Origin of the sequence: Cellulomonas sp. PhB150, from assembly GCF_003755175.1 — a bacterium.
GTDB lineage: Bacteria > Actinomycetota > Actinomycetes > Actinomycetales > Cellulomonadaceae > Cellulomonas.
The window spans coordinates 13,782-30,651 of sequence record NZ_RKHX01000004.1 but is presented as its reverse complement, the minus strand read 5'-3'; the positions used below and the strand labels follow the sequence as shown (position 1 = coordinate 30,651).

12 protein-coding genes and 1 tRNA gene are annotated in these 16,870 nt (G+C 71.8%); 8 read left to right on the top strand and 5 right to left on the bottom strand.

The genetic code is table 11. The features are described from left to right. The first annotated feature begins 13 nt into the window (after positions 1–13). Together EDF34_RS13190 and EDF34_RS13185 are read left to right on the top strand one after the other, a co-directional pair. Positions 14–1,297 carry an aspartate kinase gene (locus tag EDF34_RS13190; protein WP_123371973.1) on the top strand — a complete coding sequence of 428 codons (1,284 nt, stop codon included), beginning with the start codon at positions 14–16 and terminating at the stop codon, positions 1,295–1,297. A gap of 5 nt (positions 1,298–1,302) precedes the next feature. After that, positions 1,303–2,352 carry an aspartate-semialdehyde dehydrogenase gene (locus EDF34_RS13185; RefSeq protein WP_123371972.1) on the top strand — a complete coding sequence of 350 codons (1,050 nt, stop codon included), beginning with the start codon at positions 1,303–1,305 and terminating at the stop codon, positions 2,350–2,352. 50 nt (positions 2,353–2,402) lie between these two features. On the opposite strand, the gene EDF34_RS13180 is transcribed toward EDF34_RS13185, so the two are convergent. Further along, positions 2,403–3,887, bottom strand: a complete 1,485-nt coding sequence (locus tag EDF34_RS13180; protein ID WP_123371971.1) for an MFS transporter — start codon at positions 3,885–3,887, stop codon at positions 2,403–2,405. Between the two features lie 109 nt (positions 3,888–3,996). Between EDF34_RS13180 and EDF34_RS17710 the strand changes: the two genes are divergently transcribed. Both EDF34_RS17710 and EDF34_RS13170 read left to right on the top strand, forming a co-directional pair. Continuing rightward, a complete protein-coding gene (locus EDF34_RS17710; protein ID WP_199737895.1) occupies positions 3,997–4,560 on the top strand; it encodes a TetR/AcrR family transcriptional regulator in 564 nt (187 codons plus the stop codon). Between the two features lie 260 nt (positions 4,561–4,820). Continuing rightward, on the top strand, positions 4,821–8,126 hold the full coding sequence (locus EDF34_RS13170; protein WP_123372368.1) for a glycoside hydrolase family 48 protein: 3,306 nt from the start codon (positions 4,821–4,823) through the stop codon (positions 8,124–8,126). 97 nt (positions 8,127–8,223) lie between these two features. Here the strand turns inward: EDF34_RS13170 and EDF34_RS13165 are convergent, their stop codons facing one another. Then, on the bottom strand, positions 8,224–9,714 hold the full coding sequence (locus tag EDF34_RS13165) for a heme peroxidase family protein (protein ID WP_123371970.1): 1,491 nt from the start codon (positions 9,712–9,714) through the stop codon (positions 8,224–8,226). A 157-nt stretch (positions 9,715–9,871) separates the two neighbouring features. Between EDF34_RS13165 and EDF34_RS13160 the strand changes: the two genes are divergently transcribed. The 3 genes from EDF34_RS13160 to EDF34_RS13150 are packed head-to-tail and all read left to right on the top strand — an operon-like array spanning position 9,872 to position 12,677. Continuing rightward, positions 9,872–11,191 (top strand): sensor histidine kinase, encoded by a 1,320-nt coding sequence (locus tag EDF34_RS13160; RefSeq protein WP_123371969.1) that lies wholly within the window; start codon positions 9,872–9,874, stop codon positions 11,189–11,191. Next, positions 11,179–11,841: a response regulator transcription factor gene (locus EDF34_RS13155; RefSeq protein ID WP_123371968.1), complete on the top strand. Its 663-nt coding sequence runs from the start codon at positions 11,179–11,181 to the stop codon at positions 11,839–11,841. The genes EDF34_RS13160 and EDF34_RS13155 overlap by 13 nt, the downstream gene beginning before the upstream one ends. Further along, the gene (locus EDF34_RS13150) at positions 11,838–12,677 is read left to right on the top strand and encodes a DUF4097 family beta strand repeat-containing protein (RefSeq protein ID WP_123371967.1); all 840 of its coding nucleotides are present in this window, start codon (positions 11,838–11,840) and stop codon (positions 12,675–12,677) included. The genes EDF34_RS13155 and EDF34_RS13150 overlap by 4 nt, the downstream gene beginning before the upstream one ends. A 69-nt stretch (positions 12,678–12,746) precedes the next feature. Here the strand turns inward: EDF34_RS13150 and EDF34_RS13145 are convergent. From EDF34_RS13145 to EDF34_RS13135, 3 genes are all read right to left on the bottom strand, one after another. Continuing rightward, positions 12,747–12,820, bottom strand: a tRNA-Pro gene (locus EDF34_RS13145). 63 nt (positions 12,821–12,883) lie between these two features. Continuing rightward, a complete protein-coding gene (locus EDF34_RS13140; RefSeq protein ID WP_123371966.1) occupies positions 12,884–13,849 on the bottom strand; it encodes a metallophosphoesterase in 966 nt (321 codons plus the stop codon). Continuing rightward, positions 13,849–16,317, bottom strand: a complete 2,469-nt coding sequence (locus tag EDF34_RS13135) for a transglycosylase domain-containing protein (RefSeq protein WP_123372367.1) — start codon at positions 16,315–16,317, stop codon at positions 13,849–13,851. Before EDF34_RS13135 ends, EDF34_RS13140 begins: the two co-directional genes overlap by 1 nt. Before the next feature lie 244 nt (positions 16,318–16,561). On the opposite strand from EDF34_RS13135, the gene EDF34_RS13130 reads away from it, so the two are divergent. Continuing rightward, complete coding sequence (locus tag EDF34_RS13130; protein ID WP_370450083.1) at positions 16,562–16,852, top strand: WhiB family transcriptional regulator; 291 nt, start codon at positions 16,562–16,564, stop codon at positions 16,850–16,852. Positions 16,853–16,870: the final 18 nt, after the last annotated feature.

Below are 16,870 nucleotides of genomic sequence, written 5' to 3'. Positions count from 1 at the left end.
CGGAGAGCACCCCGTGGCCCTCATCGTGCAGAAGTACGGCGGCTCCTCCGTCGCCGACGCCGCCAGCATCAAGCGCGTCGCGAAGCGGGTCGCCGAGGCCAAGCGAGCGGGCCACGACGTCGTGGTCGTCGTCTCGGCCATGGGCGACACGACCGACGAGCTCATCGACCTCGCCAACCAGGTGACCCCGCTGCCGCCGCAGCGCGAGATGGACATCCTGCTCACGGCGGGCGAGCGCATCTCGATGTCGCTGCTGGCCATGGCGATCCACAACCTCGGCGTCGACGCGAAGTCGTTCACCGGCCAGCAGGCCGGCGTGATCACCGACGAGGCGTACGGCAAGGCGCGCATCATCGACGTCAGCCCCAGCCGCATCAAGGACACGGTCGCGCGGGGAGAGGTCGCGATCGTCGCGGGCTTCCAGGGCGTCAACCCGTCGACGAACGACGTCACGACGCTCGGTCGCGGCGGCTCGGACACCACGGCGGTCGCCCTCGCCGCGGCGCTCAAGGCCGACGTCTGCGAGATCTACACCGACGTGGACGGCGTGTTCACGGCGGACCCCCGCATCGTGCCGAGCGCGCGCAAGCTGGACCGGATCAGCTACGACGAGATGCTCGAGATGGCGGCGAGCGGGGCGAAGGTGCTCGTGCTGCGCTGCGTGGAGTACGCCCGCCGGTACGACGTGCCGGTCCACGTCCGCTCGTCGTTCTCGACGCGCACGGGCACGCTGGTCACGAACGAAGCGCTGGTCACGAACGAAGAAGGCGAGCAGATGGAACAGCCGATCATCGCGGGCGTCGCGCACGACCGCAGCGAGGCCAAGATCACGGTCGTCGGCGTGCCCGACGTCCCCGGCAAGGCCGCGAGGATCTTCGAGGTGGTCGCCGGCGCCGGCGTCAACATCGACATGATCGTGCAGAACGTCTCGGCTGCGTCGACGGGCCTGACGGACATCTCCTTCACGCTCCCGGCCGCGGACGGCTCCAAGGCGACGGCCGCGCTCACCGAGCACCAGCCCGACATCGGGTTCACGGCGCTGCAGTACGACGACACGATCGGCAAGCTCTCGCTCGTCGGCGCCGGGATGCGCTCGCACCCCGGGGTCTCGGCGAAGCTCTTCGCCGCGCTGTCCGAGGCGGGCATCAACATCGAGATGATCTCGACCTCCGAGATCCGCATCTCCGTGGTGACGAGCTCGGACTCGCTCGACGACGCCGTGCGCGCCGTCCACACGGCGTTCGAGCTGGACTCCACCGAGGACGAGGCCGTCGTGTACGGCGGGACGGGACGGTAGGACTCATGGGACTCAACATCGCGGTGGTCGGTGCGACCGGCCAGGTCGGCGGCGTCATGCGCCGGCTGCTCGACGAGCGCGACTTCCCCGTCGCCTCGATCCGCTACTTCGCCTCGTCGCGCTCGGCCGGCACCACGCTCCCGTGGCGCGGCACGGACGTCGTCGTCGAGGACGTGGAGACGGCCGACCTGTCGGGCATCGACGTCGCGCTGTTCTCGGCCGGAGGGAGCACGTCCAAGGTCCACGCCCCGCGGTTCGCCGCGGCCGGCGCGCTGGTCATCGACAACTCGTCGGCCTGGCGCCGCGACCCCGAGGTCCCGCTGGTCGTCTCCGAGGTCAACCCGGGCGCGATCGCCGACGCCGTCAAGGGCATCATCGCCAACCCGAACTGCACCACGATGGCCGCGATGCCGGTGCTCAAGGTGCTGCACGACGAGGCCGGCCTGCGCCGTCTCGTCGTCTCGACCTACCAGGCCGTGTCCGGCTCGGGTCTGGCGGGGGCCGACGAGCTCGACAGCCAGATCCGCGCGGCGGTCACCCAGGACACCCTCGCGCTGGTCCACGACGGCTCCGCCGTGACGCTGCCCGCCCCGGTCAAGTACGTCGCGCCCATCGCGTTCGACGTCATCCCGTTGGCAGGCTCGCTGGTCGACGACGGCTCGTTCGAGACCGACGAGGAGCAGAAGCTGCGGCACGAGTCGCGCAAGATCCTCGACCTGCCTGCACTCCTCGTCTCGGGCACGTGCGTGCGCGTGCCCGTCTTCACCGGCCACTCGCTGTCGATCAACGCCGAGTTCGACCGCGCGATCACGCCGGAGCGTGCCGCCGATCTGCTCGCCGACGCGCCCGGCGTCCAGCTGACCGACGTCCCGACCCCGCTCGCCGCGGCCGGGCAGGACCCGTCGTTCGTCGGCCGCCTGCGCCAGGACGAGGGCGTCGAGGGCGGCCGCGGGCTGGCCCTGTTCATCAGCAACGACAACCTGCGCAAGGGTGCCGCTCTCAACGCGGTGCAGATCGCCGAGCTGGTCGCCGCGCAGCGGCTCGCCTCGGTCTGACCGCAGCGCACGAGAGCCCGGGCCCGCGAGGACCCGGGCTCTCGTCGCGCTCAGGCCGGCTGACGCGGCACGGCGAACGCTGCGACCAGGGCGAGCGCGGCTGCGAGCGCGGCTCCCCAGAACAGGGCGGTCGTCCCGTCGGTGACCGCGCCGACGACGGCGGTGTGCGCCGCGGCCGAGAGCCCGGCGAGGGCGTCGGGGGTCAGGCTCGAGGCGTCGGCGCCGCCGGGCAGCGCGGTGCCGTCGAGCGACGAGGCGAACGTCGAGGCGAACAGCGCGCCCAGCGCACCGACGCCGATCGCACCACCGATCGTCCGCATGAACGTCCCGGCGCCCGTGGCCGCACCGACCTCGGCCGCCGGCGCGCTGTTCTGCACGAGCACGATCGGGGTCTGGAACAGCAGGCCGATGCCGGCGCCGACGGCGACCATGCACGCCGCGGTGAGCCAGCCGGACGAGCCGGTGCCGACGGTCGCCATGAACGCGCACGCGACGGTCAGCAGGCCGGTGCCGGCGAGCATCACCGGCCGGAACCTCGCGCCGGAGCTGGTCCACGCGCCGGTGGCCAGCGCGACGCCGATCGCGGGGAGCAGCATCGGCAGCAGCAGGAGCCCGCTGCTGCTCGCCGAGCGGCCCTGCACCACCTGCAGGAAGAGCGGCACGAAGTTCAGCGCGGCCATCATCACCGCGCCCATCGCGAGGAACAGCACCGCGAAGCTGGCGACGACCGCCCGGTTGCGGAACAGGTCGAGCGGGAGGACGGGCTGCGCGGCGCGGCGCTCGACGACGAGCAGTACCGCGACGCCCGCCAGCGCGACGAGCGCGGCGCCCAGGACGTGCGCGGACAGCCACGCGTACTCGTGCCCGCCCCACGTCACGGCGAGCACGATCCCGGTGCTGGCGACGGTGATCGCGCACAGACCGGCGACGTCGACCCGTCCGCCGCTCGGCCGCGTCGGCAGGCGCAGCCACAGGAGCACGCCGATCACCGAGACCGCGATCAGGGGCAGGTTCAGCCAGAAGATCCACCGCCAACCGAGGTGCTCGGTGATGACGCCGCCGACCCACGGTCCCAGGATCATCGAGAACGGGGCGACCGCGCCGACGAGGCTCTGGTAGCGGGCGCGCCGGTCGGGCGGGACGACGTCGGCGATCACGGCCATGAGGGTCGTGAACGTCATCCCCGCACCGAGCCCCTGGACGCCACGGGCGGCGACCAACGCGCCCATCGACCCGGCGAGCGCTGCGCACAGCGAACCGGCGAAGAAGACCCCGAGCGCGGCGACCAGCAGCGGGCGCCGCCCGAACATGTCGCCGAGCCGGCCGCTCGTGATCGTCCCGATCGCCATCGTGAGCAGGTAGGCGGTCGTCACCCAGGCGATGCGGTCGAAGCCGCCCAGCGAGCCGGCGATGTCGGGCAGCGCCGTGGCGGCGACGAGGCCGTCGAGCTGCAGCGGGACGAGCGCGAGCATGAGGCTCGCCATGATGAGGCCGAGCCGTGGCGGCGCGGTGCGGACGGGGGACACGGTGGCCATGGAAATCCTCGCTTACTTGTCGACCGGCTAGTTGCTTGCCGTGCGACAGGTAAGCACCGTTGCTAGCCGGTCGTCAAGTAACGTGTCGAGGGAGACGAGGGAGGCGCGCATGCCACGCGGCGGCGGGACACGGGACCAGATCCTCGGCACGGCCATGCGCCTCTTCGTCGAGCAGGGGTACGACAAGACATCCCTGCGCGAGATCGCCGAGGCGGTCGGCGTGACGAAGGCTGCGCTGTACTACCACTTCCGCACCAAGGACGAGCTGGTCGCGAGCGCGCTCGCCGAGTACCGGGACGCGGTCGCCGAGATCGTCACCTGGCTCCGCGCCACGCCGCCCAGCCGCGAGCGCAACGAGGAGTTCGTCGATCGGATGACCGCGCTCATGGCCTCCGACGGCGGGCTAGCCCTGCGGTTCGGGCAGGCCAACCCGACCCTGGCCGACCGCGAGGAGTTCGGGGAGACGCACGTCGACGCGGTCAAGAGCCTCGTCCAGGCCCTCGTCGGGGAGGATCCCGACGCCGAGGCGAGCGTCCGCGGGACGCTGGCGTTCGGCGCGCTCGTGATCGGCGCCCTGGGGAACGCGATCCTCCCGGTCCCCGGCGGACCCGGCGCCGGCGCGGCAGCCGGACGTACGGTCGCGCTGGAGATCCTCGCGCCCCTCGGGGTGTGAGCGCACCGCCGCGCTCCTGCTGACACAACCGTGGTCGCGCTCCCACGCGAATCGTTTAGGACCCTGGACGCCACCTGTGCACGGCCGGAAGGTGATCCCACCCGGCCGACACCTGCCCGGAGTCCCGCACCGGAGCGGGCCCCCGCCAGGCTCGACCAGTCCTTCGTTCCCCGTATTCGCCCTCGCGCGCCTGCGTGCGGGGCGCCGGGTCGTGCCCACGACGTCGCGGGCAGGACCCGTCAGCCAGAAAGGTACGAATGATGTCCTCATCGACCCGCCGGCGGTTCGCCTGGGTGGCTACGGCCACCCTGAGCGCGTCGTCACTCATGGCGGCCTGCCTGATCCAACCCGCGATGGCCGCACCCGCACCCGCAGTCGCGGGCCCGGCCGTCACCATCCAGCTGCCGGGCTCCGCCCCTCTGGCCGTCACCGCGGCGGCCGACGGGGAGTACACGCAGCGCTTCCTGACGATGTACGACAAGATCAAGGACCCCGCCAACGGCTACTTCAGCGCGCAGGGCATCCCGTACCACTCCGTCGAGACCCTCATCGTCGAGGCGCCCGACTACGGCCACGAGACCACGTCCGAGGCCTACTCGTACTGGCTGTGGCTCGAGGCGCTCTACGGCCAGGTCACGCAGGACTGGGCCCCGCTGAACCACGCGTGGGACACGCTCGAGAAGTACATGATCCCGACGAGCGCGGACCAGCCGACGAACTCGTTCTACAACCCGAACAGCCCCGCGACGTACGCGTCGGAGTACAACACCCCCGACAAGTACCCCTCCGCGCTCAACAGCGGCGTGAAGTCGGGCGTCGACCCGATCGCGACCGAGCTGAAGACGACGTACGGCACGTCTGACATCTACGGCATGCACTGGCTCGCCGACGTCGACAACAAGTACGGGTTCGGCGCGACCCCCGGGGCGGGCTGCGAGCTCGGCCCGACCGCGACCGGCACGTCCTACATCAACACCTTCCAGCGCGGCCCGCAGGAGTCGGTCTGGGAGACCGTCCCGCAGCCGTCGTGCGAGGAGTTCAAGTACGGCGGCAAGAACGGCTACCTCGACCTGTTCACGCAGGACTCGAGCTACGCCAAGCAGTGGAAGTACACCAACGCCCCCGACGCCGACGCGCGTTCGGTCGAGGCCGTCTACTGGGCCAACAAGTGGGCCACGGAGCAGGGCAAGCAGGCGGAGATCGCCGGCACGGTGGCGAAGGCCGCCAAGATGGGCGACTACCTGCGCTACGCGCTGTTCGACAAGTACTTCAAGACCGTCGGCTGCACCTCGCCGTCGTGCCCCGCGGGCACCGGCAAGGACAGCGAGCACGGCCTGCTCTCCTGGTACTACGCCTGGGGCGGCGCGCTCGACTCGTCGGCCGGCTGGGCCTGGCGCATCGGCTCGTCGCACGCGCACTTCGGCTACCAGAACCCGCTCGCGGCCTGGGTGCTGTCGACCGACCCGGCCCTGACGCCGAAGTCGCCGACCGCCAAGTCCGACTGGGCCGGCTCGCTGACGCGCCAGCTCGAGTTCTACCAGTGGCTGCAGGCGCCCGAGGGCGGCATCGCCGGTGGCGCGACGAACAGCTGGGACGGCGCGTACGCGACGCCCCCGGCCGGCACGCCGACCTTCTACGGCATGGGCTACACCGAGGCGCCCGTCTACAACGACCCCCCGTCGAACCAGTGGTTCGGCATGCAGGCGTGGGGCATGCAGCGCGTCGCGGAGCTCTACTACGCCTCGGGCGACGCCCGGGCCAAGGCGATCCTCGACAAGTGGGTCCCGTGGGCCGCGGCCAACATCAAGGTCTCGGGCACCACGTGGTCCATCCCCTCGGAGCTCACCTGGACCGGCAAGCCGGACACCTGGAACAAGGCCAACCCGGGCTCGAACTCCGGCCTCAAGGTCGGGATCAAGAGCACCGGCCAGGACGTCGGCGTCGCCGGTGACCTGTCCCGCACGCTGCTCTTCTACGCGGCCAAGGCCGGCGACACCGCCGTCCAGGCCAAGGTGAAGTCGCTGCTCGACGCCATCTGGGCCTCGAACCAGGACCCGCTGGGCGTCTCGGCGCCGGAGACGCGCACGGACTTCGCGCGGTTCGACGACGGCTACACGGCCGGTGGCAACGGGGTGTACATCCCGTCGACCTTCTCCGGCACCATGCCCAACGGCGACGTCATCAAGCCCGGCGTCTCCTTCCTGGACATCCGCTCCTGGTACAAGCAGGACCCGCAGTGGTCCAAGGTCCAGAGCTACCTGGACGGCGGCCCGGCGCCGACGTTCACCTTCCACCGGTTCTGGGCCCAGACGGCCATCGCCGGCGCCATGGCGGACTACGACCGCCTGTTCCCGGGCACGACCACCCCGACCGACACGACGGCGCCCTCGGTGCCGACGGGTCTGACGGCAGGCACCACGACGGCGACGTCCGCGACGATCTCGTGGGCCGCGTCGACCGACAACGCCGGTGGTTCGGGCGTGGCCGGGTACGACGTCTACCGCGGCACGACGAAGGTCGGCAGCTCGACCACCACGTCGTTCACGGAGACCGGCCTCACGGCGTCGACCGCGTACTCGTACACGGTCCGGGCTCGTGACGTCGCCGGGAACGTGTCCGCCTCGTCGGCCGCCGTCACGGCGACGACGAAGCCGGTGTCGACCTCCGACACCACCGCACCGAGCGTCCCCACGGGCCTCGCCGCGGGCACGGTCACGGACACCAGCGTGGCCCTGACCTGGGCCGCGTCGACCGACAACGCCGGTGGTTCGGGCGTGGCCGGGTACGACGTCTACCGCGGGACCACCAAGGTCGGCTCGTCGACCACTGCGTCCTACACCGACACCGGCCTGACCGCCTCGACCGCGTACTCGTACACGGTCCGGGCCAAGGACGTGGCGGGCAACGTGTCGGCCGCGTCGTCGGCCCTCGCGGTGACCACCAAGGCTCCGGCTGCGGACACCACCGCGCCGACCGTCCCCTCGGGGCTCACGGCCGGCACGGTCACGGAGACGAGCGTCGCCCTGACGTGGACCTCGTCGTCCGACACCGGCGGCTCCGGCATGGCCGGGTACGACATCTACCGCGGCACCACCAAGGTGGGCTCGTCGGTCTCGGCGTCCTACACGGACTCCGGTCTGACGGCCGGCACGGCGTACTCGTACACGGTCCGGGCGCGTGACGGGGCGGGCAACGTGTCCGCGGCGTCGTCGGCCCTCGCGGTCACCACCAAGACGGCGTCCTCGAACAGCTCGTGCAAGGTCACCTACACGACCAACGACTGGAACGTGGGCTTCACCGCCTCGGTCAAGGTGACCAACACCGGCACCACCGCGATCAACAACTGGTCCCTCGGCTTCAGCTTCGCCGCGGGCCAGAAGGTGACGCAGGGCTGGAGCGCCAGCTGGACCCAGACCGGCGCGGCCGTCACCGGCACCGGGCTCTCCTGGAACTCGAGCCTGGCACCGGGACAGAGCACGGACATCGGCTTCAACGGCTCCCACACGGGCCAGAACCCGAAGCCCACCGCGTTCACGCTCAACGGCGCCACCTGCACCATCGGCTGACGCCGCACCACAAGCACCACCCGCACCACCCGGAGGCCGGACCCGCACGCGGGCCCGGCCTCCGGCCATCCCCCGCACTCGCGGGTGGGGGACGGGGTCAGGTGAGGGTGCCGACGACGCCGGCGGCCTTGAGGAGGTCGGTGATGGCGAACGTGTCTGCCGTGCCGTAGGTCGGGGTCCAGTCCGGGTCCTGCGACAGGTACGACGAGGGGTCGCCGTCGATGAGGCCGTGGAAGACCTCCGCCACGATGCGCCCGCCGACGGCCCCGAGGTGCTGACCTCCGGCCTGGACCGCGGCTTCGCGCAGCACGTAGAACCACAGCGGCGTGCGCTTGTGCAGGCCCAGCGGCTCGAGGTCGGCCAGGTCGGTCGCCGACAGGGGCGTCTCCTGCATCGCCGCGGCGACCCGCTGCCCGGACGGGACCTCCATGGTCAGCGCCCGGACCAGGTTGCGGATGGCGAGCGAGTCGGGCTCGTCGGTCGGCTGGCCCAGCAGGTGGAACATCGCCGTGGACAGCTTCGTGTCGATGAGCTTGTTGCGCCGCACCCGGCCGTCGCCGAAGTCGAAGAAGGTCTGCCAGTCGATGAACCGGCGTGGTGCCCGGCAGCCGCCGCGCAGGTCGTCGGGATCGGTCCCCGAGGCGGTGTGCACGAAGATCCGCGCGAAGAACTGCTTGCTCGGGTCGGTGGCGGACGTGCCGAAGTTGGCGCGGTACGACGGCCGCACCTGCGAGTGGCCGAACCGGTAGGCGGCCACGGAGAACTCGACCGGGATGTAGGGGGAGTTGTGCCAGTCGTAGAGCTTCCGCCCGTTCGCGAGGATGTCCGCGACGAGAGCGTCGCCGCAGGTCAGCGGCAGGAACTGGTGCAGGATCAGCCACTGGTAGTGCCAGCGGACGATGCGCTGCGCCTCGGTGAACAGCTCCTGCGGTGTGGCGAGCACGCCCAGGTCGCCGCGCACGTCGGCCACCACGCGGTTGTGGAACTTCAGGAAGGCCAGGTGCAGCTGGTCGACGATGAGGTTCTCGTCGTTGCGCGGGTCGCCGATCAGCGCCGTGCCCTGCGCGTTGCGGGGCACGTCGAAGCGAACCTTCTTGTCCACGCAGTGCTTGTCGGACTTGGGGATGGGCTCGACGAGCATCGTCGTGCGGCCGTGGTCGACGCTCTGGTCGTACAGGTGCGGCGATACCCCCGGGCCTCCGCCGTAGACGCTGTCCAGGTCGAGCGCGGGGATGCGGAAGTTCCGGATCGACTCCGGGTCCTGCGCGCGCGCCAGGCTCGACGTGGGGTCGAACGTCATGTCGTGGTCGAGGAACTGGCCGAGGAACGTCATGCCCGCCGTCAGGCGTGGGTTGTCGGGGTTCTCGGCCGAGAGCGTCGCGTCGACGATGAGCGCGATCGGGTCGGTCGACGTCTCCCCGGCGTCCATGATCCCGCCGGGCCTGCCGAGCTCGACGAGCTGCGCGCGGACGGTGGGCGTGTCCGCCGCGAAGGCGGGCAGCGCCGGGAAGAGCCGCCCGAAGCGGCCCTGGTCGTAGAACGTGGATCTCGGTGTCCGGATCCCCTGGTCGGCATCTCCGTGCGGCATGACAAGACCTCCCCGTCGTTGGGTGTGGACACCTGCGAGGAGTGAGCGGCCCCCTGCCAGATACGAGCCAGATACGACCGGTGGTGGGTTCTCCCTACCCCGGACCCGGGGGTGGGCAGGCTGACCGTGGGGGCGGCGGACCTCTAGCGTCGTCCCCATGACCACCGCACCGACGCCCGAGCTCCGCCGGGTCGCCCCTGCCGTCCACGACGTGCGCGCGTTCCTCGCGGCGCCGTGGTCGGGCGCGACGTGGCGGGCCGTGTCGCAGCTGGTGATCGGTGGCGTGGTGATGATCGTCGCCGCGACCCTCGTCGTCGCCCTGGTGTCCGTCGACCTGTCGATCCTGCTGGTGTTCGGCCTGGGCATCCCGACGACGGTCGCGACGCTGCTCGCGGCGCGGCCGTTCGCCCGGTGGGAGCGCGCGCGTCTCGAGCTCCAGCTCGGCGCGCAGATCGACGCCCCGGCGTACCGGGTGGCCGAGCGGCCGGGGTGGTGGGCCTCCTGGGTGGCGGTGCTCGGTGACGGGCGCTCCTGGGCTCACCTCGCCTACCCGTTGGTCGCCGGACTCGTGCTGTGCGGCTCGGTCGTCGCCGGTGCGCTCGGCAGCGTCGGGCTCGCCGCGCTCGCGTACCCGGCGGTGGCGTCCTGGCAGGGCGTCGACCTGACCAGCGCGCGCCTCGCGCTCGCGGTCGGCGGCGGGCTCGTGCTGCTGTGGGCGGGCGCCGTGCTGCTGCAGCTCCTCGCCGCCGCCCAGGTGCGCGTCGGGCGCGCGCTGCTCGGCCCGTCGGCCCGGCAGGCGACCGCCGACGCGACGCTGCGCGCAGCGGTGGCGGAGCAGCGCGCGGAGCACCTGGCGACCACCCGGACGGCTGCGGTCGGAGCGGCCGACGAGGAGCGGCGGCGGATCGAGCGCGACCTGCACGACGGCGCGCAGCAGCGCCTCGTCGCGCTCGGCGTCGAGCTGGGCGCGGCCCGGCGCAACGCCGCTAGCGACCCGCAGGCCGCGGCGGCCGCGCTCGAGCACGCGCACCGCGAGGTCAAGGAGACGCTCGCCGAGCTGCGCGACCTGGTGCGCGGCATCCATCCCGCGGTGCTCACCGACCGGGGCCTGGACGCGGCCCTGTCCGCGCTCGCGGCACGCAGCCCCGTCCCGGTCGAGGTGGTCGTCGACGACCCGCCGGCCGTCGATGCGACCAGCGGGTCCGCGCAGGCCGCCGCGTACTTCGTCGTCGCCGAGGCCCTGACGAACGCCGCCAAGCACGCGTCCGCGCAGCAGGTCGTGGTCCGCGCGGACGTGGTGGGCGACCGGCTGCGGGTCGTGATCGCCGACGACGGCGTGGGCGGGGCGGCCGCAGGCCCGGGCAGCGGGCTCGAGGGCCTGGCCAGCCGCGTCGCCGCGCTCGACGGAACGTTCGACCTGGACAGCCCGGCCGGAGCCGGCACCCGAGTGACCGTGGAGGTGCCGTGCGCATCGTGATCGCCGAGGACTCCGTCCTCCTGCTCGCCGGGCTGACCCGGCTGCTCGAGGCCGAGGGGCACGAGGTGACCGGCTACAAGACCGCCGACGAGCTCGTCGCCGGCATCGTCGAGCCGCTGCCGGACGTGGTCGTCACGGATGTCCGGATGCCCCCGACGCACACCGACGAGGGCCTGCGTGCCGCGGTGCACCTGCGCAGCCTGCACCCCCGGCTGCCCGTGCTGGTGCTCTCCCAGTACGTGGAGCAGCGCTACGCCCGCGAGCTGTTCGCAGGCGACGTGCGCGGCCTGGGCTACGTGCTCAAGGACCGCGTCGCGGACGTGGACGACTTCCTCGACGCCCTGCACCGGGTCGCCTCGCGCGGCACGGTGATCGACCCCGAGGTCGTCGCGCAGATCCTGGCGCGCTCGCGCCGGGACACGCTCGACACCCTGACGCCACGGGAGCGGGAGGTGCTCGGCCTCATGGCCGAGGGCCGGTCCAACGCGGCCATCGCGGAGCGCCTCGTCGTCGGCCTCCCGGCGGTCGAGAAGCACGTGACCTCCATCCTCGCCAAGCTCGACCTGCCGCCCGACGGTGACGACCACCGCCGCGTCCTCGCGGTGCTGAGGTGGCTCGAGCAGGCGCCGACGACCGGAGAGCGACCATGACCACCACCCTCGAACGGCCGACGACCACGCCTCCCCGACGCAGCCGGGGGCTCGTGTGGACCGGCGGCGTGATCGGCGCCGTCATCCTGCTGGGCACCGCGTGGAGCCTCGTCGGGCTGGCCCTGTGGTCCGACGAGGACCACGCCACGACGTCCGCGACCGCGACCTACGCGGCCCGACCGGTCGTCGAGCTGGTCGCCGACGGCGAGGTCGACGTCCGCACGGGCGGTGACGAGGTGGTCGTCGAGCGGATCGCTCGGGCCGCGCTCACCTCGGTGCACTACGCGGTCGACGAGTCCGCCGACCGGCTGACGGTCACGCACGAGTGCGCGTGGTTCGGCTCGTGCCGGGCGTCGCTCGCCGTGACGGTCCCCGCGGGCACCGAGGTCGTCGTGCACGCCAGCGATGGCGACGTCACGGCGCAGGGCCTGAGCGGGGCGCTGGACATCCGCAGCGGGGACGGCCGGACCGAGGTCAGCGACCTCGTCGGCGACCTCACGCTCGCGGCGTCGAACGGGGCCGTGGACGTGCGCTCCGTGCAGGGGGACGTGGACGTCCGCTCGAGCGACGGGTCGACGAGCGTCGACGGCGTCTCGGGCTCGCTGACCGCCACGTCGGGCGACGGCCGCGTGACCGTGTCCGGCGTGGCCGGCGACGTGGACGTGAGCTCGAACGACGGCGACGTCACGGTGTACGGGACGGGCGACCCCGTCGCGCTCGACCTCCAGACGAACGACGGCCGCCAGACGGTCGACGCCCCCACCGACCCAGGTGCGAGCCGGACCGTGCGCATCCACGTGAACGACGGCGACGCGGCCTACCTCGGTCCGCGCTGACGCCACCGCCCGCGCCGGCACCGACGACGAAAGCCCTGGTCAGCGAGAGCTGACCAGGGCTTTCTGGTGTCGGGGTGGCGGGATTCGAACCCACGACCTCTTCGTCCCGAACGAAGCGCGCTACCAAGCTGCGCCACACCCCGTGGAGCCTGGCAAGGATAGCCGACCAGATGCCCGGTCACGAAACCGAGTGCCCGCCGAGAGCGTCAGGGGGCCGTCAGTGTGAGCAGCGTCGCTTCCGGGCGGCACGCGAAGCGCACCGGCGCGTAGGGGGACGTGCCCAGTCCGGCGGACACGTGCAGCCACGTGGAGTCGGCGCCGCCCGGGCGGTCGGGGCGCGGCCCGGGCCAGCCGGACAGGCCCTTGGCGCGGCTCGTGTCGAGGTCGCAGTTGGTCACCAGGGCGCCGTAGAACGGAACCGCGAGCTGGCCGCCGTGCGTGTGCCCGGCGATCGCGAGGTCCACGTCGTCGGCGTGCATGGCGTCGAGCACGCGCCGGTAGGGGGCGTGCGTGACCCCGAGGTGCAGGTCGACAGGCTCCGATCCGGTGCGGGCGTCGTCGGCGCCACCGGCGGGCGGGTAGGCGTCGCGGTCGAGGTGCGCGTCGTCCGTGCCGGCGAGCGAGATGCGGCGGCCGTCCACGGACACCACGTCGCGGCGGTTGGTGAGGTCGATCCACCCGGCCGAGGTCATCCGCGTGACGAGCTCGCGCCACGGCAGCTCGCGGTGCAGCGAGCCGCTGCCCCGACGGGCGTCGGGCAGCAGGTAGCGGGCAGGGTTCTTCGGCACGGGCGCGATGTAGTCGTTCGAGCCGAGGACGAAGGCACCGGGGCGGGCCAGGTGCGGCTCGAGCGCGCGCAGGAGCGCGGGCATCGCGTCCAGGTGCGCCCAGTTGTCGCCCGTGTCGATGACCAGGTGCGGGTCGAGCGAGGCGAGGTCGCGGACCCAGTCGACCTTGCACTGCTGGTTCGGCAGCAGGTGCAGGTCGGACAGGTGCAGGATGCGCAGTGGTGCCTGCCCGGCAGGCAGCACCGGCACGCTCACCTCACGCAGCGTGTACCAGCGGACCTCGACCAGGCTCGCCCACGCGAGCGCGCCGGCTCCGGCCAGGGCCAGGCCGCCGACGGCGCGCGCGATCGTCCGGGGTGCGCTCGCGCGCGATGCGTCGGGCATCAGCCGTTGCCGCGCCCGTTCCCGCCGCCGTTGCCGTTGCCCGGGCCGCCGTTGCCCGGCCCGCCGTTGTCGTTGCCGCCGTCGTCCTGACCGCCGTTGTCCGCGTTCGGGTCCTCGGGCGGCTTGACCTTCGAGCCGTCCGACAGCTTCAGGGAGATGTACGAGTTCTTCGGCGCCGACGACGACGGGTTCTGCTCGGCCACCGTGCCCGCGGGCTTGTCGGACGCGACCGGCGTGGAGTCGACGCGGACCTTGAAGCCGGCCTGTCGCAGGATCGCCTCGGCGTCGCCCTGCGAACGGCCGATGACGTTGGGGACGTAGATCGGCTTGCCGTACACCTCGTCGGTGTCGGCCTTGTCGAAGCCGGGGTCGTCCTTGCCCTTCATGATCGCGTCCATCGTCCGCTTCCACGTGGGCGCTGCGATCGACGCGCCGTACATGTACGGGATGTACTTGCCGGCGACGGTGACGTTCTGGACGGGCTTGAACGCGTTCGGGTAGCCGACCCAGACGGCCGACGCGCGCAGCGGCGTGTAGCCGACGAACCAGGTGTTCTCGTTGCGCGAGGTGGTGCCGGTCTTGCCGGCGGACGTGTAGGTGGGGGCCGGGCGGACGGAGCTCGCCGTGCCCTCCCAGACGTGGCTCAGCGCGAAGTTGAGCGCGTTCGCGTACTTCTTCTCGACCGCGCGGTGGCAGTCGGCGTCCGGGACCGCGAGCTTCTTGCCGTTGGCGTCCGTGACGCTCGAGATGGCGATCGGCTCGCAGTAGATGCCGCCCGAGGCGAACGTGGCGAACGCTGCGGCCATGGTCAGCGGGGCGACCGAGTCGGAGCCGATGACGTTGGCGGGCAGGACCTTGAACGGGCCACCCGCGGCGCCGCTCTGGTGCACGCCGAGCGCCGTGGCGCCGTCGATGATGTTGCACAGGTTCAGCTGGGTCGCCATGGCGATGTACCCGGAGTTGACCGAGTTCTTCGTCGCGTCCAGCACGCTCATGAACGACCGGCTGCCACCCTCCGCGTTGCCGAACTTGTACTCCCCGCCCGCGAGGTTGGTGCAGGGGGCGTTGAAGTCGGACAGCGGGTAGCTGAGCGGGCGGGCGTCGATCTGCTCGTTGAGGCTGTGACCCTCGCGGAGCCACTCGAGCAGGGTGAACGGCTTGAACGTCGAGCCGGGTGCGAAGCCGTTTCCGCCGCCGTAGGCGTTGTCGGTGTTCCAGTTGACGGCGGTCTCGCGCGAGCCGTGGTCGCTCGTGTTGTTGTAGGTCCGGTTCTGGGCCATCGCGGTGATCTTGCCCGTGCCGGGCTCGACGACGACGATCGAGGAGCCGAGCCCGGACTTGTCCTTGACGGGGATGCCGGCCTTGACCTGCTTGTCCGCGGCACGCTGCTCCTTGGGGATCAGCGTGGTCTTGATCGTCAGGCCGCCGCGGTACAGGCGCGCGAGGCGTGCCTCCTGCGTCTTGCCGAAGGCCTTGTTGTTGCGGATGACCTTGGTGACGTAGTCGCAGAAGTAGCCCGAGCCGCGGATCGACGAGGCCGCGGACATGCAGCCGATGTTCGGCTCCTGGGGCTTGAGCGTCTCGGCCAGCGGCGTCGCGATGCCCTTCGTGTACTCGGCGTCGCTGATGTACCCCTGCTGGTGCATGAGCTTGAGCACCGTGTCCCGGCGGTCCTGCGACTCCTTGGGGTTCCGGGTGGGGTCCCAGGCCGACGGCGAGCGCGTGATGCCGGCGATCGTCGCGGACTCGAGGTACGTCAGGTCCTTGGCGGGCTTGCTGAAGTAGCGCTGCGCGGCCGCCTCGACGCCGTACACGGAGACGCCGAACTGCGCGATGTTGAGGTAGCGCTCGAGGATCTCGTCCTTGGAGTACTTCTTCTCCAGCGAGATGGCCAGCTTGGCCTCGCGCAGCTTGCGCGCGTAGCCGTCGGAGCCCTCGTCGTCCCGGGCGTCGAGCAGGGCCTGCTGACGCTCGGCCTCGGTCGGCTTGTTCAGCGCCGCCTCGATCAGGACGTTCTTCACGTACTGCTGCGTCAGCGTGGAGGCGCCCTCCTTGGCGTCGCCGAGCTGGTTGCGCACCGCGGCGCGCAGCATGCCCGCCGGGTCGATGCCCGCGTGCTCGAAGAACCGCTTGTCCTCGGTCGCGACGACCGCGTCCTGCAGCGACTGCGCGATGTCCGTGAGCGGGACGACGACGCGGTCCTGGTCGTAGAACGTCGCGATGACCGTGCCGTCCGCGGCGAGGATCGTCGACTTCTGCGGGAGCGCAGCCTCGTCGAGCTCGGTCGGCAGCTCGTCGAACGCGTCGGTCGTCATGTTGGTGATGCCGTTCGCGACGGCGGCACCCGGCAGGACCAGGCCCGCGGCGAGGACACCACCGACGGAGGCGACGAGGACGAAGGCGAGCAGCAGGGCCAACGCCTGCCCGGCGTTGACCTTGCGACCGCGGGCGCGTGCAGGGTTCGGCATGCCGTCAGGGTAGTGGCGGGTCCTGTCACGATCACGCGTCACGCCGCCGGGTCCGTCGACCTCCACCGGACCTGCACACCCCGCTCCCCGAACGAGGGAATCTTGCCCTGGTAAACCGAAAAGACCCGATCAGGCTCTCGCCACGGGGCCTGACCAGCCGCTACGGTCCGACCGAGAACGTTTGACGCGGACGTCGTGCGCAGCCAGAGGCGCGGGCGTCCGGGCAGGGGGAGAGGCAACGATGATGATGTCAGAGGGGCACTGGACCGCCGCGGCGGCCTGTGGCCAGGGCAACGTGAGTCCCGACGCGCTGTTCGTCGAGGGGTCCGCGCAGCGAGAGGCACGTTCTGTGTGCCTGTCCTGCCCCGTCCGGCTGCAGTGCCTGGCCGACGCGTTGGACAACCGGATGGACTTCGGGGTCTGGGGCGGGATGACGGAGCGGGAGCGGCGCGCGCTGCTGCGCCGGCGCCCGGAGGTGAGCTCGTGGCGCAACGAGCTCGTCGCGGCGGACTCCGCGCTGCTCGCCGCGCGCTGAGCGCCGCACACCGGCACC

Bases quoted from the DNA above. Each gene is read 5' to 3' on its own strand.
- EDF34_RS13165 (WP_123371970.1), bottom strand. From the start codon at position 9,714: ATGCCGCACGGAGATGCCGACCAGGGGATCCGGACACCGAGATCCACG.
- EDF34_RS13180 (WP_123371971.1), bottom strand. From the start codon at position 3,887: ATGGCCACCGTGTCCCCCGTCCGCACCGCGCCGCCACGGCTCGGCCTC.
- EDF34_RS13135 (WP_123372367.1), bottom strand. From the start codon at position 16,317: ATGCCGAACCCTGCACGCGCCCGCGGTCGCAAGGTCAACGCCGGGCAG.
- EDF34_RS13150 (WP_123371967.1), top strand. From the start codon at position 11,838: ATGACCACCACCCTCGAACGGCCGACGACCACGCCTCCCCGACGCAGC.
- EDF34_RS13185 (WP_123371972.1), top strand. From the start codon at position 1,303: ATGGGACTCAACATCGCGGTGGTCGGTGCGACCGGCCAGGTCGGCGGC.
- EDF34_RS13140 (WP_123371966.1), bottom strand. From the start codon at position 13,849: ATGCCCGACGCATCGCGCGCGAGCGCACCCCGGACGATCGCGCGCGCC.
- EDF34_RS17710 (WP_199737895.1), top strand. From the start codon at position 3,997: ATGCCACGCGGCGGCGGGACACGGGACCAGATCCTCGGCACGGCCATG.
- EDF34_RS13170 (WP_123372368.1), top strand. From the start codon at position 4,821: ATGTCCTCATCGACCCGCCGGCGGTTCGCCTGGGTGGCTACGGCCACC.
- EDF34_RS13160 (WP_123371969.1), top strand. From the start codon at position 9,872: ATGACCACCGCACCGACGCCCGAGCTCCGCCGGGTCGCCCCTGCCGTC.
- EDF34_RS13130 (WP_370450083.1), top strand. From the start codon at position 16,562: ATGATGTCAGAGGGGCACTGGACCGCCGCGGCGGCCTGTGGCCAGGGC.